The 22,370-nt window shown below is 64.6% G+C and carries 22 protein-coding genes and 1 pseudogene; 4 read left to right on the forward strand and 19 right to left on the reverse strand.

Going from position 1 to position 22,370, the window contains the following annotated elements:
• Nucleotide 1: 1 nt before the first annotated feature.
• From ureG to urtA, 18 genes and pseudogenes are all read right to left on the reverse strand, one after another.
• Nucleotides 2-625 carry an urease accessory protein UreG gene (gene ureG / locus GM910_RS19290; RefSeq protein ID WP_159590212.1) on the reverse strand — a complete coding sequence of 208 codons (624 nt, stop codon included), beginning with the start codon at nucleotides 623-625 and terminating at the stop codon, nucleotides 2-4.
• On the reverse strand, nucleotides 622-1,332 hold the full coding sequence (locus GM910_RS19295) for an urease accessory protein UreF (RefSeq protein WP_246226226.1): 711 nt from the start codon (nucleotides 1,330-1,332) through the stop codon (nucleotides 622-624). Before GM910_RS19295 ends, ureG begins: the two co-directional genes overlap by 4 nt.
• The gene (gene ureE / locus GM910_RS19300) at nucleotides 1,277-1,768 is read right to left on the reverse strand and encodes an urease accessory protein UreE (protein WP_159590214.1); all 492 of its coding nucleotides are present in this window, start codon (nucleotides 1,766-1,768) and stop codon (nucleotides 1,277-1,279) included. The genes GM910_RS19295 and ureE overlap by 56 nt, the downstream gene beginning before the upstream one ends.
• A gap of 30 nt (nucleotides 1,769-1,798) precedes the next feature.
• On the reverse strand, nucleotides 1,799-2,389 hold the full coding sequence (locus tag GM910_RS19305; RefSeq protein ID WP_159590216.1) for a hypothetical protein: 591 nt from the start codon (nucleotides 2,387-2,389) through the stop codon (nucleotides 1,799-1,801).
• A 142-nt stretch (nucleotides 2,390-2,531) separates the two neighbouring features.
• Nucleotides 2,532-3,074, reverse strand: a complete 543-nt coding sequence (locus GM910_RS19310; RefSeq protein WP_159590218.1) for a peroxiredoxin — start codon at nucleotides 3,072-3,074, stop codon at nucleotides 2,532-2,534.
• Between the two features lie 197 nt (nucleotides 3,075-3,271).
• The gene (locus GM910_RS19315; RefSeq protein WP_159590220.1) at nucleotides 3,272-3,880 is read right to left on the reverse strand and encodes a LysE family translocator; all 609 of its coding nucleotides are present in this window, start codon (nucleotides 3,878-3,880) and stop codon (nucleotides 3,272-3,274) included.
• A gap of 20 nt (nucleotides 3,881-3,900) precedes the next feature.
• Nucleotides 3,901-4,197 (reverse strand): annotated as a pseudogene (locus GM910_RS27380) (type II toxin-antitoxin system RelE/ParE family toxin).
• Nucleotides 4,187-4,456: a type II toxin-antitoxin system ParD family antitoxin gene (locus GM910_RS19330; protein ID WP_159590224.1), complete on the reverse strand. Its 270-nt coding sequence runs from the start codon at nucleotides 4,454-4,456 to the stop codon at nucleotides 4,187-4,189. The pseudogene GM910_RS27380 and the gene GM910_RS19330 overlap by 11 nt, the downstream one beginning before the upstream one ends.
• Nucleotides 4,457-4,519: 63 nt before the next feature.
• On the reverse strand, nucleotides 4,520-6,229 hold the full coding sequence (gene ureC, locus GM910_RS19335; RefSeq protein ID WP_159590226.1) for an urease subunit alpha: 1,710 nt from the start codon (nucleotides 6,227-6,229) through the stop codon (nucleotides 4,520-4,522).
• Nucleotides 6,229-6,534, reverse strand: coding sequence for an urease subunit beta (locus tag GM910_RS19340; RefSeq protein ID WP_159590228.1), 306 nt, complete (start codon nucleotides 6,532-6,534; stop codon nucleotides 6,229-6,231). The genes ureC and GM910_RS19340 overlap by 1 nt, the downstream gene beginning before the upstream one ends.
• A gap of 26 nt (nucleotides 6,535-6,560) precedes the next feature.
• Nucleotides 6,561-7,151: a HupE/UreJ family protein gene (locus GM910_RS19345; RefSeq protein ID WP_159590230.1), complete on the reverse strand. Its 591-nt coding sequence runs from the start codon at nucleotides 7,149-7,151 to the stop codon at nucleotides 6,561-6,563.
• Nucleotides 7,152-7,174: 23 nt separating this feature from the next.
• A complete protein-coding gene (locus GM910_RS19350) occupies nucleotides 7,175-7,477 on the reverse strand; it encodes an urease subunit gamma (RefSeq protein ID WP_159590232.1) in 303 nt (100 codons plus the stop codon).
• A gap of 18 nt (nucleotides 7,478-7,495) precedes the next feature.
• Nucleotides 7,496-8,326: an urease accessory protein UreD gene (locus tag GM910_RS19355; RefSeq protein WP_159590234.1), complete on the reverse strand. Its 831-nt coding sequence runs from the start codon at nucleotides 8,324-8,326 to the stop codon at nucleotides 7,496-7,498.
• A 234-nt stretch (nucleotides 8,327-8,560) separates the two neighbouring features.
• A complete protein-coding gene (gene urtE / locus GM910_RS19360) occupies nucleotides 8,561-9,265 on the reverse strand; it encodes an urea ABC transporter ATP-binding subunit UrtE (protein WP_159590237.1) in 705 nt (234 codons plus the stop codon).
• A gap of 2 nt (nucleotides 9,266-9,267) precedes the next feature.
• Entirely contained in the window at nucleotides 9,268-10,017 is a 750-nt protein-coding gene (gene urtD / locus GM910_RS19365; protein WP_159590239.1) for an urea ABC transporter ATP-binding protein UrtD, read from the reverse strand.
• Nucleotides 10,018-10,027: 10 nt separating this feature from the next.
• Nucleotides 10,028-11,188 carry an urea ABC transporter permease subunit UrtC gene (urtC, locus tag GM910_RS19370; RefSeq protein ID WP_159590241.1) on the reverse strand — a complete coding sequence of 387 codons (1,161 nt, stop codon included), beginning with the start codon at nucleotides 11,186-11,188 and terminating at the stop codon, nucleotides 10,028-10,030.
• The gene (gene urtB / locus GM910_RS19375; RefSeq protein WP_159590243.1) at nucleotides 11,185-12,798 is read right to left on the reverse strand and encodes an urea ABC transporter permease subunit UrtB; all 1,614 of its coding nucleotides are present in this window, start codon (nucleotides 12,796-12,798) and stop codon (nucleotides 11,185-11,187) included. The genes urtC and urtB overlap by 4 nt, the downstream gene beginning before the upstream one ends.
• A gap of 234 nt (nucleotides 12,799-13,032) precedes the next feature.
• Nucleotides 13,033-14,328, reverse strand: a complete 1,296-nt coding sequence (gene urtA / locus GM910_RS19380) for an urea ABC transporter substrate-binding protein (protein ID WP_159590246.1) — start codon at nucleotides 14,326-14,328, stop codon at nucleotides 13,033-13,035.
• 338 nt (nucleotides 14,329-14,666) lie between these two features.
• Here urtA and GM910_RS19385 point away from each other — a divergent pair, with 338 nt between their 5' ends.
• Together GM910_RS19385 and GM910_RS19390 are read left to right on the forward strand one after the other, a co-directional pair.
• Nucleotides 14,667-18,026 carry a hybrid sensor histidine kinase/response regulator gene (locus tag GM910_RS19385; protein ID WP_159590248.1) on the forward strand — a complete coding sequence of 1,120 codons (3,360 nt, stop codon included), beginning with the start codon at nucleotides 14,667-14,669 and terminating at the stop codon, nucleotides 18,024-18,026.
• On the forward strand, nucleotides 18,019-18,933 hold the full coding sequence (locus GM910_RS19390; protein WP_159590250.1) for a response regulator transcription factor: 915 nt from the start codon (nucleotides 18,019-18,021) through the stop codon (nucleotides 18,931-18,933). Before GM910_RS19385 ends, GM910_RS19390 begins: the two co-directional genes overlap by 8 nt.
• Before the next feature lie 3 nt (nucleotides 18,934-18,936).
• Here the strand turns inward: GM910_RS19390 and GM910_RS19395 are convergent, their stop codons facing one another.
• Complete coding sequence (locus tag GM910_RS19395) at nucleotides 18,937-19,866, reverse strand: sugar phosphate isomerase/epimerase family protein (protein WP_159590252.1); 930 nt, start codon at nucleotides 19,864-19,866, stop codon at nucleotides 18,937-18,939.
• Nucleotides 19,867-20,070: 204 nt separating this feature from the next.
• On the opposite strand from GM910_RS19395, the gene GM910_RS19400 reads away from it, so the two are divergent.
• Together GM910_RS19400 and GM910_RS19405 are read left to right on the forward strand one after the other, a co-directional pair.
• Entirely contained in the window at nucleotides 20,071-21,228 is a 1,158-nt protein-coding gene (locus tag GM910_RS19400; protein WP_159590254.1) for a fumarylacetoacetate hydrolase family protein, read from the forward strand.
• A 101-nt stretch (nucleotides 21,229-21,329) separates the two neighbouring features.
• On the forward strand, nucleotides 21,330-22,340 hold the full coding sequence (locus tag GM910_RS19405) for a LacI family DNA-binding transcriptional regulator (protein ID WP_159590256.1): 1,011 nt from the start codon (nucleotides 21,330-21,332) through the stop codon (nucleotides 22,338-22,340).
• Nucleotides 22,341-22,370: the final 30 nt, after the last annotated feature.

Raw genomic sequence — 22,370 nt, forward strand, 5'->3', positions numbered from 1 at the left:
ATCAGGCCAAAGCCTTCAACGCCCCATTCCGCTCGATAAAGGCAACGACATCTTCGAGCCCCTTGCGGCGGGAGAGGTCCGTCATCACGTAGGGGCGCCCCTCGCGCACTTTTTCGGTGTCCTGCCGCATCACGTCGAGATCGGCGCCCACGTACGGTGCGAGGTCGGTCTTGTTGATGATAAGCAGGTCCGAGCGTGTGATGGCGGGGCCGCCTTTGCGCGGGATCTTTTCGCCCTGGGCGACGGAGATAACGTAGATCGTCAGGTCGGCCAGGTCAGGCGAGAAGGTGGCGGCCAGGTTGTCGCCGCCGCTTTCGATCAGTACCACATCGAGGTCGGGGAAGCGGCGGTTCAGGTCGGCGATTGCCGCGAGGTTCAACGAGGCATCCTCGCGGATCGCCGTGTGCGGACAGCCGCCGGTCTCCACACCGACGATGCGGTCTTCCGAGATCGCCTGCAGGCGGGCGAGGATGAGGGCGTCCTCCTTGGTGTAGATGTCGTTGGTGACGACGGCCATGGAATAGCGCTCGCGCATGGTCTTGAGCAGCATCTCGCACAGGGTCGTCTTGCCGGAGCCGACAGGCCCGCCGATGCCGATGCGCAGGGGTCCGTTGGGTGAGGTCATGAGCGGAAAATCCTCGTGGAAAGTGTTTCGTGTTTCATGGCGGCGATGTCGGCGGCATAGGCGGCCGAGCCAAGGTCGTTGAGGTTTGCCTCGGAGAGCGCGTTAGCAGTTGCGGCGATCAGCGGTTCCAGCGCCGCCAGGATGGCAAGCCCATCGGTCTGGCCGAGCGGTACCAGCCGGATGGAGACTGAAATCTGCGCCTGGGTGTAGGCGGTCAGAAAGGCGATCAGCGTCTCGGCCGCTGCGATGCCGCCTGCGCCGGCAATCGCGCCGAAGGCGACCGGGTAGGGGCAGGGATCGGGAAGCCGGCCCAGCACCGGGTTCGGCCAGGCGCTTGCCGCCTCCATGAACGCCTTCCCCGTCACCAGCATCTCCTCATGACGCTGACGTGCCGGTGTGAGCGCCAGGCAGAGCTCGGCCAGATCCGTCAGTTTCGCCGTGTCCCGATGCGCGCGGCAGGCTTCGGCCGCCAGGATCGCGTCGTTGCGCGCCGCGCCGCTTTTCAGGCTGCCCTCGATCCAGTTTCGCGTTGTGGCGGAGCCGGTTACGCGCCTTTCCTCGATTGCCGATTCAAGCCCGGCCGAATAGGCGAAGGCGCCCACCGGAAAGGCCGGTGAGGCCCAGGCGAGCAATCTCTGGAGGGCCTGCGTGTCAGCCATGATGATGGTGGTGGTGCTCGGCGTCATGATCGTGGTGATGGTGGCCATTCGAATGGCTGTGATAGGCGCCGCGTTCCGGCGAGAAGGGCGCGGTGATCTCCCGCACCGTCGCGCCGAGGCCGAGGAGCATGTCTCGAATGACGTGGTCGCGGCCGATGAGGATGCGGTCCTCGTCGATCTCGGCGGGCAGATGGCGGTTGCCGAGGTGCCAGCACAGCTTTGCCAGATGGTTCCCGTCGCGCGCCGTCACCTCGTAAAGCGCTTCCTCGGCGGCTGTGATTTCCACCAGGCCTCCGTCTTCCAACACCAGCGCATCGCCGTTACCTAGCGCCACTGCCTCGGGCAGGTCGACGATCACCTCGCCACCCTCCTGGAGCCTGAGAAGCTTGCGGCGCAGGTGGCGCTCGTCATGGGCGAGCACGACATGGCCGATGGGGGTGCCGTCGAATTCTCCGGCGTGGACGTGCGAAATGGCGCGGGGCATGGGTATTCCTTTTTCGGGCTTGCCGCCGGTTCAATTGGGTGTGTCGAACAGCGTTGCGATCCAGACGGCTTCGTAGGCCATATTAATCGCCACCATGGCGAGATGGAACTTGCGATTGGCTGTCCGCATCGCCACCAGGCACAGGATGAAGAAGACCGGCGTGCTGACCAACAGCTCCATGCGGTACTCGTCGAAATGCGTCTCGCCTTTGATGTAGGTGTCGACGGCGTCGAGAATGAGCGTGGAGGCGAGCAGGCCGAAGAACCACTTTCGGCGATTGAGAAAGAAATCCTCGTAGTTCGCGTATTCGCGGATGTCGTCGGGAAACAACAACACGCTCATCAGGAACAGCACGACGGTGTAGATAATCAGGAAGAAGAAGACGCCGAAGGACCAGTGCCGGACGTCGTAGAGCGCTACCTCCCACCACCAGAAATGCACCAGCATCAGGAGCATGGTTGCGACCCAGGCCAGATGGATGGTGGAGATGCTCTCCCGGGCCGGGTGCTGGACGAAACGGGCGATGCCGGCGAGCAGGCGAGTGATGCCCATGCCGATGATGATGCCCATGACGATGCGGATATGCGGGAAGATCTCCACGCCGGTCAGTTCAGTTTCCATCGCATCCCGCTGATATTGCCGTCATGGAATCTCCCCTCGCGCAGGCGCAGGCGCGCCAAGTGTGCGTCAGCGGCGGCCATGGCGCAAGAAAAAGCCCCGGCCGCGTCAGCGCCGCCGGGGCTCGGATTTGCCGGCAATGCGGTCAGGCGGCGACCGCTTCGCCCGCCCGCAGATTGTCCAGAATGTTCTGCGGCGAGGAGACGCCGTAAGGATCGGTCTCGCAGTTGTCGGCGAAACCCTCCTCCTCGAACCATTGCTCGATGACGCCGTCGTTGACGACCGCCGCGTAGTGCCAGGAGCGCATGCCGAAGCCGAGATTATCCTTGGCCACCAGCATGCCCATCTTGCGGGTAAACTCGCCCGAGCCGTCGGGGATGAGCTTGATGTTCTCGATGCCTTGCGCCTTGCCCCAGGCATTCATGACGAAGGCGTCGTTGACGGAGATGCAGTAGATCTCGTCGATACCCTCTGCATTGAACTCGTCATAGAGCTTCTCGAAGTCAGGAAGCTGATAGGTGGAACAGGTGGGGGTGAAGGCGCCCGGTAGCGAGAAGAGGACGACCCGCTTACCGGCGAAATAGTCGGCTGTGGTCTTCTCTTCCCACCGATAGGGGTTCGGGCCTTCGATGCGTTCGTCGCGCACGCGCGTGCGGAAGGTCACGTCGGGGACTTTTCTCAACCTCATGAATACAATCCTTCGACAACAGATGAACCAACCCTGGAAAAATCGGGGAGGCTGCAAACTCGGTTCTGGTCATGATCCGGCGCGGGGGAGGATCGCGCCGAGTACGGCGCTGCAATAAATCATGTTGCAGGTGCGAAGCCAAGTGCGGCAAAGCGCCGATTCTGTTGAGAGAGCGGAGAAAGCCGAGGCTCTTGCGGTCAATGCCGCGAAAGCGCCATGGAGGCGCCCGAGGCGATCAGGACGCCGCCGACCAGGCGGTTCAGATGCACGAACACGCGGCCCGATTTCAGCAGCTTACCGAGAAGCACGCCGGCCACGACGTAGAGGAGGACAGCGACCACCTCGAGGAGGAGAAAGACGGCGCCCATCGCCGCGAGCTGGCTCCAGGCCGGGGCCGAGGCCGTGATGAATTGCGGAAAGAAGGCGGTGAAGACGGCGATCGCCTTGGGATTGCTGATGGCGATGAGGAAGTCCCGCCGCATCAAGAGCCTTATGGCCGTCTCCTCGGACTGCGCCGCGGCCAGCACCCGCGCCTTGCGCCAGAACTGGATGCCGACATAGACGAGGTAGGCAGCGCCGATGAATTTGATGATCGTGAAGGCTGTGGCGGAGGCGGCGAGTACGGCGCCGAGGCCAAACACGGTGATCAGGATGAGCAGGGCGAAGGCCGGCATGCGGCCGAGACCGCCCGCCATGGCGCGGAGGAGGCCCAGCCGCGCGCCGTTCGAGAATGCCAGCATGTTGTTCGGCCCAGGCGCGCAGTTGAGCGCGAAGCAGGCGGGGATGAAGATGGACCAGGCGATCATGTGGGCTCTTGTTGTGTGGATCAGAGGTCGTCGAGCAGCTTTTCAATATCCATAGCGCCGTTGACGATTCTCACGATCATGATTTTTGCAGGTTCTATCCTGTAAAAGATAAGATAGTTCCCATATGGTCGGCGTCTGACTTCGGTGTTCCCGGATATTTCCAGCTAAGGATATCTTTTCGGAAGCTCGCCTAGGCTGAGGCAGGCTGCTTCGATTTCTGCAGCGAATGTGAGGGCGCGGTCCGGGTTGTCGCGAGCGATGAAGCGGCCGATCTGCAGAAGATCGTTTTCGGCTGGCCCGGATATCTCAACCCGCATTCCGGGCCTTTTCTTTCATAGCCAGGATCTCCGCGCGCAGTTCTGCGAAGACTTCCTCTGCCGGGCGGCTGTCGCCGCGGTCGGCTGCGGCAATCCCCTCATCGATTTTCCTGCGAAGCTCGGCGAGCTTCGCCTCCCGCTCCTGCACGAGCCGCACGCCTTCGCGCAGCACTTCCGACCGCGAGCGGTAGCGGCCGGTTTTCACCAACTCTCCGACGTAGTCCTCGAGCGGCTTTCCGAGGTCGGCACTGACAGGCATCGTGGAACTCCTTTAAATGGGATTTAATAATAGTTATCAAATCCTGCTCGGGAAAGAGCCTTGTCAGAACAGAAAATACCGCTGCGCCATGGACAACTCCGTCGCCGGCTCGCAGGTGAGCAGTTCGCCGTCGGCGCGCACCTCGTAGGTCTCGGGGTCTACCTCGATATGCGGTGTTGCATCGTTCAGCAGCATCGCCTTTTTGCCGATCCGCCCGCGCGTGTTCTCCACCGCGAGCATGCCCTTATCGACGCCCAGCTTCTCCTTCAGCCCGCCTTCAAGCGCGGCCTTGGACACGAAGGTGACGGAGGAAGCCGAGATCGCCTTGCCGTAGGCGCCGAACATCGGGCGATAGTGCATGGGCTGCGGTGTGGGGATGGAGGCGTTGGGGTCGCCCATGGGGGCGGCGGCGATGGTGCCGCCGACAAGGACCATCTCCGGCTTGACGCCGAAGAAGGCCGGGTTCCAGAGCACGAGGTCGGCGCGCTTGCCCACCTCGATGGAGCCGATTTCCCTCGACATGCCGTGGGCGATGGCCGGGTTGATCGTGTATTTGGCGATGTAGCGCCTGACGCGGAAATTGTCGTTGTCGCCGATCTCCTCGGACAGTCGGCCACGCTGGCGCTTCATCTTGTCGGCTGTCTGCCAGGTGCGGATGATGACTTCGCCGACACGGCCCATCGCCTGGCTGTCGGAGGCGATGATGGAGAAGGCGCCCATGTCGTGCAGGATGTCTTCGGCGGCGATGGTCTCCTTACGGATGCGGCTCTCGGCAAAGGCCACGTCCTCGGGGATCGAGGCGTCGAGATGGTGGCAGACCATGAGCATGTCGAGATGCTCGGCGATGGTGTTCACCGTGTAGGGCCGCGTAGGGTTGGTGGAGGAGGGGATGACGTTTTCCTGTCCGCACACCTTGATGATGTCCGGTGCGTGGCCACCGCCTGCGCCTTCCGTGTGAAAGGCGTGGATGGTGCGGTTCTTGAAGGCGCGGATCGTATTCTCCACGAAACCGCTTTCGTTGAGCGTATCCGTGTGGATCATCACCTGGACGTCGTAATCGTCGGCCACGTTGAGGCAGTTGTCGATGGCGCCGGGCGTGGTGCCCCAGTCCTCATGCAGCTTGAGCGAACAGGCGCCGGCCAGAACCATTTCCTCCAGGGGCGCGGGCAGCGAGGCGTTGCCCTTGCCGGCAAGTCCGATGTTCATCGGGAAGGCGTCGAAGGATTGGATCATGCGGCCGATATGCCAGGCACCAGTGCAGGTGGTGGCGAGCGTGCCGTGTGCCGGGCCGCTGCCGCCGCCCAGCATGGTGGTCACCCCGCTCATCAGCGCTTCTTCGATCTGTTGCGGGCAGATGAAGTGGATATGCGCGTCGAAGCCGCCAGCCGTCAGGATCTTGCCCTCGCCGGCGATGGCTTCGGTCGAAGGGCCGATGACGATGTCGACGCCGGCTTGCGTGTCCGGATTGCCGGCCTTGCCGATGGCAGCGATGCGGCCGTCCTTCAGTCCGACATCGGCCTTGTAGATGCCGGTCACGTCGACGATCAGCGCATTGGTGATGACGGTATCGACCGCGCCCTCCGCGCGCGAGGCCTGGCTCTGGCCCATGCCGTCGCGGATCACCTTGCCGCCGCCGAACTTCACCTCCTCGCCATAGACGGTGAAATCCTTCTCCACCTCGATGAAAAGCTCGGTGTCGGCCAGCCGCACGCGATCGCCCGTGGTCGGGCCATACATGTCGGCATAGGCGGCGCGGGAGACTTTTGCGGGCATCAGAGCTTTCCCATGATCTTCTGCTGGAAACCATACACCTTGCGTGCGCCGGAAAGCGGCACCAGCCGCACCTCGCGCGTCTGGCCCGGCTCGAAGCGGACCGCCGTTCCGGCGGCGATGTCGAGCCGCATCCCGCGCGCCTTGTCGCGGTCGAAGGAGAGCGCTTCGTTCACCTCGAAGAAGTGGTAGTGCGAGCCGACCTGCACCGGCCGGTCGCCGGTGTTGCTCACCTCCAACATTAACTGCTTCGCGCCGGTGTTGAACTCGATTTCGCCAGCTTTCGTAATGACTTCGCCCGGTATCATGAGAGGTTGATTCCTTTTTCGAGTTGTCAGCCGGCGAAGGCCAGCCACAGACCCGCCAGCGCCGTGGCAAGGCCTGCGATGCGGGTCAGCGTGCCGCCCGTGACGTCCTTCTGCCGGTGGCCGAAGGCGAGGCCCGCCGCGATACCGGCGGCATGCAGGAGCGCGGTGGCGAGGGAGAAGCCGGCGGCGAACTGCAGCGCGCCTGCGGCGCCGAGCTCGCCGCCATGGGCGTGGCCGTGAAAGAAGGCGAAGAAGGCGACGACGCCTGCAACACCCGCTACGGGCAACGGAATGGCGAGCGCCACCATGAGGCCAATAAAGACCATGGAAGCGAGGATTACCGGTTCCACAAGCAGCAGCGGTGCGCCGAGAATGGCGGCGGCGAAGCCGAGGACCATCGTGCCGACGAAGGCGGCCGGCACCAGCATCAGCGCGCGCTGCCCAAGCGTTGCCGCCCACAGGCCGACCGCCACCATCACCAGAATATGATCGAGGCCGAAAAGCGGATGCGAGAAGCCGGCCATGAAGGAGCCGTGCTCGGCCGGGTTCAGGTGTGCAAAGGCGGGTGCGGTGGCGGTGAAGAGTGCCGCGGCGGCGAATGCGATACGTTTGAACATACGGGTTCCCTTGGAGTTCCTGGTCAGCGGATGGGTTCGTGAACGGTGACGAGCTTGGTGCCGTCGGGAAAGGTGGCTTCGACCTGGACGTCGTGGATCATCTCGGCGACGCCCTCCATCACCTGGTCACGGGTGATCACATGGGCGCCGGCTTCCATGAGCTCGGCAACGGGGCGGCCGTCGCGCGCGCCCTCAACGACGAAATCGGTGATCAGGGCAATCGCCTCGGGATGGTTCAGCTTGACGCCGCGCTCCAGCCTGCGGCGGGCAACTTGTGCGGCCATAGCGATCAGCAGCTTGTCCTTTTCGCGGGGCGTCAGGTTCATGGCGGTCTCGTTTCCGTTTTAGATGGTCCACAGGCGGGGCAGGGCGCCGGCGCCTGACAATAATGCGATGGCCGGCGCGAGTGTGCGCCGCAACATAAGACCCGAAGGGGCAAGAATGCGCAAGATGAGGCGTTCGCCGATGGCGCTTGCTGCCGCATGGGCGTGTGGCGCGATCATCGCCCGCAGCGCCTCCAGCTTCTCCTCGGCGTCAGGCGTGACGGCGAGGAGGGTGGCGAAGGCGTTGTGGCCGGACAGCAGCGAAAGCCCGTCACGCTCGAAATCGTCGCCGGTAAGCCGCGTCGCCTCGGCATGGATGAGCCGGCCTGCGCGAAAGATGCGCCAGCTGTCCTTGAGCCGCGCCGAGCGGGCTGCCTCGCCCATTGCCTCGCGGCCGAGAAGCACCGCCTCGACCGCGGTGAAGGTAGCGCCCTCGTCCAGGTTGACCGTCAGTGTGCGGTCGAGACGGCTTGCCTCGAACAGGATCGTCTCCTGCGGCAGCCAATCGACATGCGCGCCGGCGCCGAGGCGCAGCGTCGTCGATACCCGGGCATCATCCCCGGTCGAGCGGTAGGCGCGCTCGCAGGCCTGGGTGGTCAGCACCAGTTTCGTGCCCGCCGCCGCTTCGGCCTCCCATTCCACGCGGTCACCGCCGGTGAGGCCGCCGGAGGTGTTGATCAGCACTGCCTCCAGCGCCGACCCGTGGCCGCGCGGCAGGCGGATCTTGCAACAGCCTTCCTGATAAAAGGTGTCGAGGCAGGTTTTTTCGCCGCGCAGCTTGGCGCCAAGCCGGCCGGTGCCGCGCGAGCGCTGCATGGGTGCGGGCATGGAGATGCGGTTGGCCATCGTCATCGGCGGATAGGCTGGCGCCCTTGCGCGCGCCCCTCTGCCCTGCCGGGCATCTCCCCCACACGGGGGGAGATTAGACTGTCCGCTTCGTCACGCCTATTCTGAAACCTTGCCGGAAAGCCGCCGGTATAGCCGCCGTCAATCTCCCCCTTCGTGGGGGAGATTGACGGCAGGGCAGAGGGGGGCGCGAAGGGGCGCCGGCGCTTCCGTCTATCAACTCGCCCTAAACCCATACCGCTAAACCATCAAATGCCGCTTGACTTCCGGCTTGTCGAGATCGGATGCCGGCCCGGAATGGAGGATTTCGCCCCGGTCCATGACGTAGATACTGTCGGCCAGTTCGCGGCAGAAGTCGAGATACTGTTCCACCAGCAGGATCGTCATGCCCAACTCGTCGCGCAGGAATTGCAGTGCCCGGCCGATGTCCTTGATGATGGATGGCTGGATACCCTCCGTCGGCTCGTCGAGGATCAGCACCTTGGGCCGTGTCACCAGCGCCCTGCCGATGGCCAACTGTTGCTGCTGGCCACCGGACAGGTCGCCGCCCCGCCGGGAAAGCATCTCTTTCAGCACCGGAAAGAGGGTGAAGACCGTGTCGGGAACAAAGCGTTCGCCCGTTTTCAAGGGCGCGAAGCCTGTCTGCAGGTTCTCCCGCACCGTCAGAAGCGGGAAGATCTCGCGGCCCTGCGGCACGTAGCCGAGGCCGAGGCGGGCGCGCTTGTAGGGGGGGATCTTGCCGAATGCGGTGCCGTCGAAACGGACCTCGCCCCTCGAGATCGGGTGAACGCCGGCGATAGCCCTGAGCAGCGAGGATTTTCCCACGCCGTTGCGGCCGAGGACGGCGGTGATGGCGGCGGGGGCGGCTTCCACGCTCACTGATTTCAGCGCCCGCGCGGCGCCGTAGTAAAGGTCGATTCCGTCGACGGCGAGTGCCGTTACCATCCTCACCTCCCCAGATAGCTTTCGATGACGCGCGGGTCGGCGCTCACGTGGTCAAGGCTGCCCTGGGCCAGCACGGATCCCTCAGCCAGCACGGTGACGCGCGCGGCAAGGTCGCGGATGAAGCTCATGTCATGCTCGACCACGACGACGGAGCGGGACTTGGCGATCTCCCTCAGAAGCTTAGCCGTCTCCACCGTCTCGGCATCGGTCATGCCGGCCACCGGCTCGTCGACGAGGAGCAGCTTCGGATCCTGGGCTAGCAGCATGCCGATCTCCAGCCATTGCTTCTGCCCGTGGCTCAGGTTCGCGGCGAGCTCCTCGCGGCGCTCCGTCAGGCGGATGGTGGCGAGGATGTCTTCCAGGCGCCCCACGTCTTCTTCGGAAGGGTGGTAGAACCAGGCGGAGAAGACGTCGCGTGGTTTCTTGAGCGCCAGTTCCAGATTGTCCCACACCGTGTGGCTTTCGAAGACGGTGGGTTTCTGGAATTTCCGGCCGATGCCAAGCTCGGCGATGGCCGCTTCGTCGAGCCGCGTGAGGTCGACATCGCCGGCGAAGAAGACCTCGCCCTCATCGGGCCGTGTCTTGCCGGTTATGATGTCCATCATGGTCGTCTTGCCGGCGCCGTTGGGGCCGATGATGGCCTGGAGCTCGCCGTGCTGGACGATCAGCGACAGGTTGTTGATGGCCTTGAAACCGTCGAAGGAGACGGAGACGCCGTCGAGATAGAGGAGAGGAGGATGGTTCTGATCCATGGGACGATACCTACTCCGCCGGCGAGGGTTCGGGCGCGGCATCGCTGCCGTCCTCCGCCCGCGCCGAAACGCGCCGCGCCTTCAGAGCCGTCCATCCTTGCGCCAGCGCACCGACGATACCCTTGGGCAGAAACAGCGTGACGGCGACGAAGAGCCCGCCCAGAGCGAACAGCCAGAATTCGGGGAAGACCCCGGTGAACCAGGATTTGCCGGCGTTCACCAGCACCGCGCCGACGATCGGCCCGACGAGCGTGCCGCGCCCGCCGACGGCGGTCCAGATGACGATCTCGATGGAGTTGGCCGGCGCGAACTCGCCCGGATTGATGATGCCCACCTGCGGCACGTAGAGGGCACCGGCGATGCCGGCGATGACGGCAGAGGCGGTGAAGGCGAAGAGCTTGTAGTTGTCGACGCGGTAGCCGAGGAAGCGCGTGCGGCTCTCCGCATCGCGCACGGCGACCAGCACCTTGCCGAGCTTCGAGCGCACGATGGCCGAGCAGACGATGAAGGACAGCGCCAGCGCAATGGCCGAGGCGGCAAAGAGGGCGGCCCGCGTCGAGCCTGCCTGGAGGGGTGCGCCGAGGATGTCCTTGAAGTCTGTGAGGCCGTTGTTGCCGCCGAAACCCATGTCGTTGCGGAAGAAGGCCAGGAGCAGCGCGTAGGTCATCGCCTGGGTGATGATGGAGAGATAGACGCCCGTCACGCGGGAGCGGAAGGCGAACCAGCCGAAAACGAAGGCGAGCAGCCCCGGCACGAGCACGACCATGATGGCAGCGAACCAGAACATGTCGAAGCCGTACCAGAACCACGGTAGTTCCTGGTAGTTCAGGAACACCATGAAATCGGGCAGGATGGGGTTGGCGTAGACGCCGCGGTCACCGATCTGGCGCATGAGGTACATGCCCATGGCGTAGCCGCCGAGGGCGAAGAAGGCGCCGTGGCCGAGTGAGAGGATGCCGCAGTAGCCCCAGACCAGGTCGAGCGCCAGCGCCAGCATCGCGTAAGTGAGGTATTTTCCCAGCAGCGGCACGAAGTGATTGGGCACGCGCAGCGGGTGGCCGACGGGCAGATAGAGGTTGGAGGCAGGCACGGCGATGGCGATCGTGATGAGGATCGCCACCACTAGAGAAGTCTTGCCGTCAAAGGCGCGCAGGAGCGTTCTCGTAATCATGCGTCCACCGCCCGGCCCTTGAGCGCGAACAACCCGCGCGGGCGCCGCTGGATGAAGAGAATGATGAAGACGAGGATGAAAATCTTGGCGAGTACGGCGCCGGCGTAGGGCTCCAGGAACTTGTTGGCGACGCCCAGCGTCAACGCCCCCACCAGCGTGCCCCACAGGTTGCCGACGCCGCCGAAGACGACGACCATGAAACTGTCGATGATGTAGCTCTGGCCGAGATTGGGCGAGACGTTGTCAATCTGGGAGAGCGCCACGCCCGCCATGCCGGCGATGCCGGAGCCCAGCCCGAAGGTCATGGCGTCGACCCAGGGGGTGCGAATGCCCATGGAGGAGGCCATGCGGCGGTTCTGGGTCACGGCGCGCATCTGCAGGCCCAGCGGCGTGCGGTTGAGCACGGCAAGAAGGACGGCGAAGACGACGAGCGCGAAGACGATGATCCACAGCCGATTCCAGGTGATCGACAAGCCGGCGAGATCGAAGGCGCCGGACATCCAGGAAGGGTTCCCCACCTCACGGTTGTTGGGGCCGAAGATGGTGCGCACGGTCTGCTGCAGGAACAGGCTGAGGCCCCAGGTGGCGAGCAGTGTTTCGAGCGGCCGTCCGTAGAGCCAGCGGATGATGCCGCGCTCGATGGCGATGCCGACGAGCGCCGTCACCAGGAAGGCGAGGGGCAGGGCGATGGCCAGCGAATAGTCGAAAAGGCCGGGGAAGGAGGTGCGGATCACCTGCTGCACGGCGAAGGTGGTGTAGGCGCCCAGCATGACGATTTCGCCATGAGCCATGTTGATGACGCCCATCACGCCGAAGGTGATGGCAAGGCCGATGGCCGCCAGAAGGAGCACGGAGCCGAGCGACAGCCCGTACCAGACGTTCTGCAGCCCGTCCCACATGGCGAGCTTGCGCTCGATGCCGGCAATGCCGCGCTCGATGACCGGCTGAAGCTCGGGCGCGGCGGAAGAGTGCGCGCCCGTCAGCATCGCCAGCGCCTCGCGGTCCCCTCGCGCGGCGAGGAGGTCGATGGCGGCCGCCTTCTCCTCGATGCCGGCATCGGTCTTGATGATGATCGCGGCGCGCGCCGTCTCCATCATCTTCTTCACCTGCGGGTCTGTCTCGGCGGCGAGTGCCGTGCCCAATAGTTCCAGGGAATCGGGATCGGCGTTTCTCAAGAGGCTGCGCGCGGCCCTGAGGCGCACCGGCGGGCTGGGGCTCATCAGGGTCAGTTGCCCAATGGCGCTGCGGACAGCGCGGCGCAGCCGGTTGTTGACGCGGATCTTTTCCAGCGCAGAGGAAGGGGCGGTGCCCAGCTCTTCACCGGTGAGCGCGTCGGTCAGCGCATAGTCGCGCCCGGCGCGCTTGCCTGCGACCACGCGGCCATCCTCTTCACGCACGTAGAGATCGCCTTCGCCCAGTGCGTCGAGCAACCCCGCCACGCGCTCATCGCCGGTGGCGGCGAGATCGAAGATCACCTTCTCTCGGTCGGAATAGCCGCCCTCGGGCAGGGCGTTCACGAGGGCCTCGACGTCCTGCGCGAAGGCACTGCTCGTCGTAAACAGCAACGCGAGCGCGACGAGGAGTGTCCGGATGAGGCAGGTTGGGTGCATCGTCTTGGTATCCACCGCTGAGGGGATGTTTTCGCTCTTTCGCGCGCCCTTCTGGCCTGCCGGCCATCTCCCCCGCATGAGGGAGATCAGCCTTCCGCTACGTATCGCCTGCTCTGGGGCATGTGATTTGGCGGAGGCCTTGATGAAAGCTGATCTCCCCCCTTTGCGGGGGAGATGGCCGGCAGGCCAGAGGGGGCGCGAAGGGGCGCGACGTTGGCCACGCCCCCTCAAACGTCAGCTCGCCCCACCGCAGCTCTTCGTCTCGGTGTTGTAGTTCCCGCAGCTGATCGGCGCGGTCCAATCCGCCTCGATCATCTTCGATTCCGGCAGGAAATCCGACCAGGCGTCGCCCGGCACCACCTCTTCCGTCTCCCACACCACCTCGAACTGGCCGTCGTCCTGGATCTCGCCGATCAGCACGGGCTTGGTGATGTGGTGGTTGGGGAGCATCTTGGCGATGCCGCCGGTGAGGTTCGGCGTCTCCAGCCCGATGATGGCGTCGAGCACGGCGTCGGTGTCGGTCGTGCCGGCCTTCTCGACCGCCTGGACCCAGAGATTGAAGCCGACCACATGGGCTTCCATCGGATCGTTGGTCACGCGGTCCTCGTCGCCGATGAACTCGCGCCATTTGGCGATGAAGTCCTCGTTCTCGGGCGTGTCGACGGACTGGAAGTAGTTCCAGGCCGCGAGGTGCCCAACGAGCGGTTCGGTGTCGATGCCGGCAAGCTCTTCCTCGCCCACGGAGAAGGCGACGACGGGGATGTCTTCCGCCGCGATGCCCTGGTTGGCGAGTTCCTTGTAGAACGGCACGTTGGCGTCGCCATTGATGGTGGAAACCACCGCCGTCTTCTTGCCCGCCGAGCCGAACGCCTTGATGTCCGAGACGATCGTCTGCCAGTCGGAATGGCTGAACGGCGTGTAGTTGATCATGATGTCCTCGGCGGCGACACCCTTGTCCATCAGGTATTGCTCGAGGATCTTGTTGGTCGTGCGCGGATAGACGTAGTCGGTGCCGGCCAGCACCCAGCGCTCCACGCCTTCCTCGTTCATCAGGTAGTCGACGGCGGGTATGGCCTGCTGGTTGGGGGCCGCACCCGTGTAGAAGACATTGCGCTGGCTCTCCTCGCCCTCGTACTGCACGGGGTAGAAGAGGATAGAGTTCAGCTCCTCGAAGACCGGAAGGACGGACTTTCGGCTGACCGACGTCCAGCAGCCGAATACGGCCGCAACCTCGTCGACGGAAATCAACTCGCGCGCCTTCTCGGCGAAGAGCGGCCAATCGGAGGCGGGGTCGACGACGACGGCCTCGAGCTTCTTGCCGAGAAGCCCGCCCTTCTTGTTCTGCTCGTCGATGAGGAAGAGCATCGTGTCCTTCAGCGTCGTCTCGGAGATCGCCATGGTGCCCGAGAGCGAATGCAGGACGCCGACCTTGATGGTCTCCTCCTGTGCATAAGAGATGCCTGCGGAGAGGCTCACGGAGCCAGCGAGAGCCGCTGCGAGAACCGCGCGGCGGGTGAATCTGGTGCTCATCTGTCTGTTCCCCTGAGAAAGATCGATTGGGCCGAGAGGTCGGGCCGGAGGGAAGTTTGCAGCGGAAGGCGGGAAGCGCCTATACGTCGAACAACGTAGGTGGATTTCGCCAGCGGAAGGTCGTCATCCCGGAAAGCCGAAGGCTTGTCCGGGATCCATTCCGGAATGTGGAGGAGTCACGGAATGGGTTCCGGACAGCCTCCGCTTCGCTTCGGCTTCCGGAATGACGTGGATTGCAAAGCGTCGCCCATTTTTTCAGCATATTGCGAAACTGCCGAAAAAGTAGTCATCTAATCCGTGGCTCGGGGGACCAGCCACAGGGGGACATGAAAAAGGCAATGGCGCGGCAGCGGATTCTTCCTATCAGGCGCGAATATAACCGCTGGGTCGCCAACCAGACGCTGGAGGACTATGCGCTGCGCTTCACGGCGAAGAGCGCCCGCCGCTTCTCCAGCCAGCGCATCTCGCAGACGGCCATCGGCGCCATTTCCTTTCTGGCGCTGGAGGCGATCGGCGGGGCGATCACGCTCTCCTACGGCACCGCCAATGCTATCGCCGCCATCGTCGTCGCCAGTATCGCCATCCTGGCGGTCGGCGTGCCGATCTCGCGCTATGCCACGCGCCACGGCCTCGACATCGACCTTCTGACGCGCGGCGCGGGTTTCGGCTATATCGGCTCGACCGTCACCTCGCTGGTCTATGCGAGCTTCACCTTCATCCTCTTTGCCATTGAGGCGTCGATCATGACGGGCGCACTAAGGCTCGCCTTCGGCATTCCGCCGTGGATCGGCTACATCATCAGCGCCGTGGTGGTGATCCCGCTGGTCACCCACGGGGTGAAGCTCATCAGCCGCTTCCAGCTTCTCACCCAGCCTGTCTGGATCGTGCTCAACATCCTGCCCTTCCTCTTCATCGCCTGGCTCGACTGGGAAAAGTTCGACCTGTGGCGCGCCTTCCCCGGTATCCACGAGGTACCGGGCAGCATCTCCGCGCTGGAGGTTGCGAAGTTCGGCGCGGCGTCGGCCGTCATCCTCGCTCTGATGACGCAGATCGGCGAGCAGGTCGATTTCCTGCGCTTCCTGCCGGCCGACGGCGAGAAGCGCAAGCGCTACCGCCTCGGCGTCTTTCTCGCCGGCCCCGGCTGGGTACTGGTCGGCGCGCCGAAGCTTCTGGCGGGCTCGTTTCTTGCCGTTCTGGTGCTTTCGACCGGCGTGGCGCCCGAGCACGCGTCGGAGCCGGCGGAGATGTATGCCGCGGCATTCGGCTACATGATCCCCAACGAAACCCTGGCGCTGGTGTTGATGGCGATCTTCGTCGTCGTCTCGCAGCTCAAGATCAACGTGATGAACGCCTATGCGGGCTCGCTCGCCTGGTCGAACTTCTTCTCGCGCCTCACCCACAGCCATCCCGGCCGCGTGGTCTGGCTGGTCTTCAACGTTGCCATCGCGCTTCTCCTGATGGAGCTCGGCATATACCGGCTTCTGGAAGCGACCCTTGCCATCTTCTCCATCGTCGCCATGGCGTGGCTGTGCACGGTCTCGGCAGATCTCTTCGTCAACAAGCCGCTGGGGCTTGCACCGCCCGGCATCGAGTTCAAGCGCGCGCATCTCTACGACATCAACCCCGTCGGTCTCGGCTCCATGTCACTTTCGGCGGGTATCGCGCTCGCGGCGCATTTCGGCGCCTTCGGCCAGATGGCCGCGGCGCTTGCTCCCTATATCGCTCTCGTGACGGCTTTCATCGCAGCCCCGGCCATCGCCTATGCTACCGGCGGCAAATACTATCTGGCGCGCAAGCCGCGCAGGGCCTGGGCCGGCAAGGGGGCGATCACCTGCTCCATCTGCGAGCATCCGTTCGAGCCGGAGGACATGGCCTGGTGCCCGGCCTATGCCGCGCCGATATGTTCGCTGTGCTGCTCGCTCGATGCGCGCTGCCACGATCTGTGCAAGCCTAAAGCCAATGCCAGGGCGCAGGCCATGACCCTGGCCGAGAGCCTGCTGCCTGCCTTGGCGGTGGAAAAATTGCAGACGCGGCTCGGCAAGTTCGGCATGGCGATGGTGTTCGCCGTGGCGCTCCTCGGCGCCATCCTGGCGCTGGTCTACTCCTTCGCCACGAAGGTCGCGCCGGAGACGGCGGATGTGGTGGGCGGAACCATCCTCGTGGTCTTTTTCGCCTTCTCGGTGGTTGCCGGCATCGTCGCCTGGTTCCTGGTGCTCGCGCACGACAGCCGCAGGATAGCCGAGGAAGAGAGTGCGCGGCAGAACACGCTGCTCCTGAGGGAAATCTCGGCGCACCGGAAGACCGATGCCGCATTGCAGATGGCCAAGGAGAAGGCGGAAGCGGCCAACCGGGCCAAGAGCCGCTATGTCGTTGGCCTCTCGCATGAGCTGCGCACGCCGCTCAACGCCGTCCTGGGTTACGCTCAGATATTGGAGCGGGAGGAGGCGGCGCCTGCTCCCTGGCGCTCCTCGATCAGCGTCATTCGGCGCAGCGCCGAGCATTTGTCGGGCCTGATCGACGGCCTGCTTGACATCTCAAAGATCGAGACGGGGCGGCTGCAGGTCTATTCCAACGAGATCAACCTATACGATTTCCTCGACCAGATCGTCGGCATGTTCCGCCTGCAGGCCGAGGCCAAGGGGTTGGCTTTCCGGCACAAGCGCGATCCGGGCCTGCCGCAATATGTGCGCACGGACGAGAAGCGGCTGAGGCAAATCCTCGTCAACCTGCTCTCCAACGCTATCAAGTTCACCGACAGCGGCCATGTCGACTTCACGGTCGGCTACCGTTCGGAGGTGGCTACCTTTCGGGTTGCCGACAGCGGCCCCGGCATCGGCGAGAGCGACCTGGAACATGTCTTCGAGCCCTTCGTGCGCGGTCCGGCCGAGCGCAACCGCCTGTCGCCGGGGCTGGGCCTCGGCCTCACCATCACCAGGCTCCTGACGGAGACGCTGGGCGGCGAAATCACGGTCGAAAGCGCGCCGGGAGCGGGTTCGACCTTCCAGGTGCGCCTGATGCTCGCCAAGGTCGACCGGCCGGCGGCCTTCGCCGCGCAGGATTTCATCGTCAAGGGCTACAGAGGCGCGCGCCGTACGGTCATGGTGGTGGACGACAATGCCGAGCACCGCGAAATGATGCGGCAGATGCTGCAGCCGCTCGACTTCACGGTGCTTACCGCCGTCGACGGGCCTGACTGCCTGGCAATGATCGAAAGCGCGCGGCCGGACCTTGTCTTCGTCGACATCCTCATGCCCGGCATGACGGGCTGGGAGCTGGTCGAGCGGCTGCGCGAGAAGGGCTTCTCCGCCCCCATCGTCATGCTGTCGGCCAATATCGGCGACGGCATCGCCAAGACCAACCGCGACGCCGGTCACAACGACGCCATGGCAAAGCCCTTCGGCCTGCGCCAACTGCTCGAAAAGATCGCCGCACAACTACGGCTCGAATGGATCGAGGGGGTGGAAAAGCCGGTGCCTGCCGCCGAGGGCAACGGGCTCTGCTCACCCGGCGCGGACGATGTGCGTGAGCTTCTGAGCCTTGGCAAGATCGGCCATGTGCGTGGCATCGACCGCAAGCTGACGGAGCTTGCGGCCAGACCCGAGAACACGCCATTGGTCGAGCGTCTGAGGGCGCATATGGAAGTCTACGACTTTGCCGGCTACACCAAGGTTCTGGAAAGCGTGAGCGAGCATGAGTGACGTAATCCCGGAAGGGGAGATCGTTCTGGTCGTCGATGATTCACCCGAGGCGCTGGGCTTCCTTACGCATGCGCTGGAGGAGGAAGGTGTCACCGTGCTGGTCTCTACCAGCGGCGAGGCGGCCTTGAGCATCGCCGGGAAGGTGACACCGGACGTCGTGCTCATGGACGCCATGATGCCCGGCCTCGACGGCTTCGAGACGTGCCGCCGGCTGAAGGCACTGCCGGGCACAGCACATGTGCCGGTTATCTTCATGACGGCGCTGACGGAGACGGAACACGTGGTGCACGCGCTGGAATCGGGCGGCGTCGACTACCTCACCAAACCCATCAACCTGGAGGAGATGCGTGCGCGCATGCGCGTGCATCTGGCCAATGCGCGGCGTGCGCAGAGCGCGCGCGTGGCACTGGATGCCGCGGGAAGGCACCTGATCGCACTGTCGGCGACGGGCGAGGTGCATTGGTCGACGCCGCAGGCGAACAGGCTCCTCAACGCGCCGGAGGCCGGCGAGGGGGTTCTTACGGCGCTTCGAGAGCGGATGCGGCAATGGTTCGGCGGGCGCGATCCGGCGGCACTCACCGGCGAAAGCCTGACGTTGAGGCTCGCCGATTCCAGCGATCTGCAACTTGTGTGCCTCGGCATGATCGCCTCTGACGAGCATCTCTTCCGCCTGGTCTCCCAGGGCGGCGCCAAGGAAGAGGAGACGCTGCGCCAGCATTTCGGCCTGACGCTCCGGGAAAGCGAAGTGCTGGTGTGGATCGCCCGCGGCAAAACCAACCGCGACATCGCCGACATCCTGAAGCTAAGCCCGCGCACGGTGAACAAGCATCTCGAGCAGATCTACGTGAAACTGGGCGTCGAGAACCGCGCCTCGGCGGCCGTCAAGGCGATGCACGTGCTGACCTGAGCGCTATGCCGCCCGGGCCCGCTTGAATGTCCGGGCCGCGGCAGCAAGGGCTTTGGCGGCTTCGACCGTCTCCCGCGCCGCGTACCAGTAGCGCTCCTTCAGTTCGATGTTGAACAGCACCCCTTGCGGGAACCGGCATTCGGTGACGATCGCCTCCCACGGAATGTCGCCCCAACCCACCGGCAGATGCAGATCGCCGTGCCCATAGGCGAGGCGCTCGCCGTCGGTGAACATCCATATGTCGTCCTGGCGGCCGAAGCTGTCGTGGATGTGCAGATGCCGCGCCCAGGGAGCGAGCGCCTTGATCTCGTCGAGGAAGTCGTCCCGGCGGCCGTCGAAATCGAGTTTCAGATAAGCGTGGCTGAAGTCGAGCGTGGCGAGCACGTTGGGATGGTCGATAGCTGCCAATTCGGCCGCCAGCCGGGCCGGGGAGGAGGCATGAACCTGCCCCTCATAGCCCCCGAAGAGCGTTTCGACGCACAGGATCACTCCGTAGCCGGCGGCGATGTCGCCGGCCCGCGACAGCCATTCGCGCTGCCGCCCGTATGCCGCCTCGATGCTCGCGGCCTGTTGCGTGCGGATCAGGCCCGAATGGACGACATAGTGCTCGGCCCCAAGCGCCGCACTCGCCTCGACGGAGGCCTCAAGCACTTCCAGATGGCGCGGCAGGCGCCAGGCTTCGTCCATGAAGTTGATGGAAAGAGGCCCGTGTACCGAGTAGACGAGATCGCGCCCGGCGCAGGCATGCTTGAGGGCGTCGAGCTGCGCTTTGCGGATGTGGCCACCGACCACGACGTCCATGTCGAAGAGCGGGAGTTCGACCGCCTCGACGCCCAGCTCCTCGATCGCGTCGAGTTCATCGGCAAAGTCGCTCAGGTCGTTGGCGCGCTTGCGCGCGGAAATGCCGGTTCCCGTGATCCCGTTCGACAGCACTTTCTCACTCCTTCTCTTCACGCAGCCACATTGTTGCGGAGATTGATCGGCGTATGTGTCAGTGGTCTGACAATGGAAGACTTTTCGCGGAAATCCGTGCGGTCGGGCGTTCATGCTCCTTCCGATTCCATCCGGCCGATTCCATCCGGGCACGTCCTGCTCTAAGGTCCCGCGAAGAGCGATTCCTTGAGAAGAGGCGAGGCGATGATTGTCGAGCGGGACGAGATGAAGCGGGGCCGGTTTGTCGGGCGGGTGTGGCGGCCGGATGTGCAAGGGCCGGCGCTGGTGATGCTGCGCGAGGGGCGGCTGGTCGACATCACGTCGCGCGCGGCCCCGACGATGCGTGACCTGATGGAGCACGACGACCCGGCCTCCCTCGTGGACGGTGCCGAAGGCGAGGATCTCGGCTCGATGGAGGAGATCGCCCAGATGTCGGCCGAAGGAAAAGGCGCGGCCGACCGCCTTCACCTTCTCGCCCCGTGCGACTTGCAGGCCGTGAAGGCGTGCGGCGTCACCTTCGCGCGCTCGATGATCGAGCGCGTCATCGAGGAGAAGGCCGCCGGCGATCCCGCCAAGGCAGCGGCGATCCGGGAGCGGGCGGGTGCCATCATCGGCACAAGCCTGCAGAGCCTCGTGCCGGGCTCGCCCGAGGCCGAGCGCGTGAAGCAGGCCCTCATGGAGGAGGGTGTGTGGTCGCAATATCTCGAGGTCGGTATCGGACCTGATGCCGAGGTCTTCACGAAAGGCCAACCCATGTCGGCGGTCGGCTGGGGCGCGGCCGTCGGTCTGCACCCGGTCTCGCAGTGGAACAACCCCGAGCCGGAGGTGGTGCTGGCCGTCGACAGCCGAGGCGCTGTGAAAGGGGCCACGCTCGGCAACGATGTGAACCTGCGCGACGTGGAAGGCCGCTCCGCCCTGCTTCTCGGCAAGGCAAAGGACAACAACGCCTCCTGCGCCATCGGTCCTTTCATCCGTCTCTTCGACCGCAGCTATGGCATCAAAGACGTGCGCGCCGCGGAGCTGGAACTCCGTGTCGAGGGTGAGGACGGCTTCGTGCTCAAGGGCCAAAGCTCCATGAGCGAGATCAGCCGCGACCCGCTCGACCTGGTCTCCCAGACCATCGGCCGGCATCACCAGTATCCCGACGGCTTCGTCCTGTTCCTGGGGACGCTCTTCGCCCCGGTCGATGACCGCGATGCGCCGGGGCAGGGGTTTACGCACAAGAATGGCGATGTGGTCACCATCTCCGAGCGGCATCTGGGCCGGCTTGTCAATACGGTGCGCCTGTCCACCGAATGCCCTGAATGGACCTTCGGCACCGCCGCCCTCATGCGCAATCTCGCCGGACGCGGCCTTTTGTAAGGGGCAAAACTACCCGCACTTCGCCAACTGGATTCCCGCTTTCAAAAAACGCAAAACTTGCGTAAGAGGGGAAAACCTCCTTTGCACGAGGCGGAGCACCCATGACCATAACCCCCCGGCGCCCCAACCAGGCCGATATCGCGGCCCGTCTGGGCGTGTCGGTGAGCACCGTGTCGCGGGCGCTCACCAACGAGGCGGGGGTCAGCGAGACGGTGCGGCGCGACGTGCACAAGGTCGCCCGCGCGCTCGGCTACAAGAGCAAGCACACCGGCGTCGTCAATCTCGACCGGCGAGCCGTCGCGTTGGTGCCGCTGGGCGGCGCCACCAGCGGCATGTCCGGTTTCTATGTGGGCATCGCCGAGGGCATGCGCGCGGCGGCCGAGGAGGCGGGGTTGGCGCTCGACGTACGGTTGGTGAACGAAGCCCAGGTGCCCCTCGAACTCATCGAACGTCATCTCACGCAGTCGGAAGCCAATGGTGTGCTTTTGGCGGGCATCGATGCCTGGGAAGGGCTGGTCTCCTGGTGCGTCGAGAAAGCCGTTCCCACCGTGCTGGTCAACGGCACCGATCCCTTGATGCGATTGAGCTCTGTCGCGCCCGCCAATTTCTACGGCGCCCATCTCGCCACGCAGCGCCTGCTGGACGCCGGCCACCGCCGCATCCTGCACTATACGCACGGCCTGCGGCCGACCATTCTCGAGCGCCGCCGAGGCTTCGAGACCGCCATGGCCGCAACCGCCGATGCGGAGGCCGTGGTGCTGAGCACCGGCGAGCGCAGCCCTGGCGAGCTGGCCCAGGGCATCCTTGCCGATCGCTACGGCGTGACGGCGCTTTTCTCCTGGAACGATCTCGCCGCCGTCGAGATCATCGAGGGGCTGCATGGCGGTAGCGGCGTGCTTCCGAAGACCTTCTCCATCGTCGGCTTCGACGACCTGCCGCTCGCCGCCATGACGAGCCCTCGGCTATCGACGATGCGCGTCGACCGCGAGGCCATCGGCCGCGGCGCCATCCGCCTGCTCATCCGGCAGATGGAAGGCGAGACCGCCGTGCAGCAGCTGGAGATCGGCGTCACGCCGGTGGAGGGGCAGACGATCCGGCACGTGGGCTCGTAGGGAGCTTGCTTTCAAGCCGGCTCGATATCT

The organism is Chelativorans xinjiangensis (assembly GCF_009812055.1).
Taxonomy (GTDB): Bacteria; Pseudomonadota; Alphaproteobacteria; order Rhizobiales; family Rhizobiaceae; genus Chelativorans; species Chelativorans xinjiangense.

Bases quoted from the DNA above. Each gene is read 5' to 3' on its own strand.
- GM910_RS19340 (WP_159590228.1), bottom strand. From the start codon at position 6,534: ATGATACCGGGCGAAGTCATTACGAAAGCTGGCGAAATCGAGTTCAAC.
- ureC (WP_159590226.1), bottom strand. From the start codon at position 6,229: ATGCCCGCAAAAGTCTCCCGCGCCGCCTATGCCGACATGTATGGCCCG.
- GM910_RS19390 (WP_159590250.1), top strand. From the start codon at position 18,019: ATGAGTGACGTAATCCCGGAAGGGGAGATCGTTCTGGTCGTCGATGAT.
- urtD (WP_159590239.1), bottom strand. From the start codon at position 10,017: ATGGATCAGAACCATCCTCCTCTCCTCTATCTCGACGGCGTCTCCGTC.
- GM910_RS19295 (WP_246226226.1), bottom strand. From the start codon at position 1,332: ATGGCCACCATCACCACGATCATGACGCCGAGCACCACCACCATCATC.
- GM910_RS19315 (WP_159590220.1), bottom strand. From the start codon at position 3,880: ATGATCGCCTGGTCCATCTTCATCCCCGCCTGCTTCGCGCTCAACTGC.
- GM910_RS19400 (WP_159590254.1), top strand. From the start codon at position 20,071: ATGATTGTCGAGCGGGACGAGATGAAGCGGGGCCGGTTTGTCGGGCGG.
- urtB (WP_159590243.1), bottom strand. From the start codon at position 12,798: ATGCACCCAACCTGCCTCATCCGGACACTCCTCGTCGCGCTCGCGTTG.
- GM910_RS19345 (WP_159590230.1), bottom strand. From the start codon at position 7,151: ATGTTCAAACGTATCGCATTCGCCGCCGCGGCACTCTTCACCGCCACC.
- urtC (WP_159590241.1), bottom strand. From the start codon at position 11,188: ATGATTACGAGAACGCTCCTGCGCGCCTTTGACGGCAAGACTTCTCTA.
- urtA (WP_159590246.1), bottom strand. From the start codon at position 14,328: ATGAGCACCAGATTCACCCGCCGCGCGGTTCTCGCAGCGGCTCTCGCT.
- GM910_RS19305 (WP_159590216.1), bottom strand. From the start codon at position 2,389: ATGGAAACTGAACTGACCGGCGTGGAGATCTTCCCGCATATCCGCATC.
- ureG (WP_159590212.1), bottom strand. From the start codon at position 625: ATGACCTCACCCAACGGACCCCTGCGCATCGGCATCGGCGGGCCTGTC.
- GM910_RS19385 (WP_159590248.1), top strand. From the start codon at position 14,667: ATGGCGCGGCAGCGGATTCTTCCTATCAGGCGCGAATATAACCGCTGG.
- GM910_RS19405 (WP_159590256.1), top strand. From the start codon at position 21,330: ATGACCATAACCCCCCGGCGCCCCAACCAGGCCGATATCGCGGCCCGT.
- GM910_RS19330 (WP_159590224.1), bottom strand. From the start codon at position 4,456: ATGCCTGTCAGTGCCGACCTCGGAAAGCCGCTCGAGGACTACGTCGGA.
- GM910_RS19350 (WP_159590232.1), bottom strand. From the start codon at position 7,477: ATGAACCTGACGCCCCGCGAAAAGGACAAGCTGCTGATCGCTATGGCC.
- ureE (WP_159590214.1), bottom strand. From the start codon at position 1,768: ATGCCCCGCGCCATTTCGCACGTCCACGCCGGAGAATTCGACGGCACC.
- urtE (WP_159590237.1), bottom strand. From the start codon at position 9,265: ATGGTAACGGCACTCGCCGTCGACGGAATCGACCTTTACTACGGCGCC.
- GM910_RS19355 (WP_159590234.1), bottom strand. From the start codon at position 8,326: ATGACGATGGCCAACCGCATCTCCATGCCCGCACCCATGCAGCGCTCG.
- GM910_RS19310 (WP_159590218.1), bottom strand. From the start codon at position 3,074: ATGAGGTTGAGAAAAGTCCCCGACGTGACCTTCCGCACGCGCGTGCGC.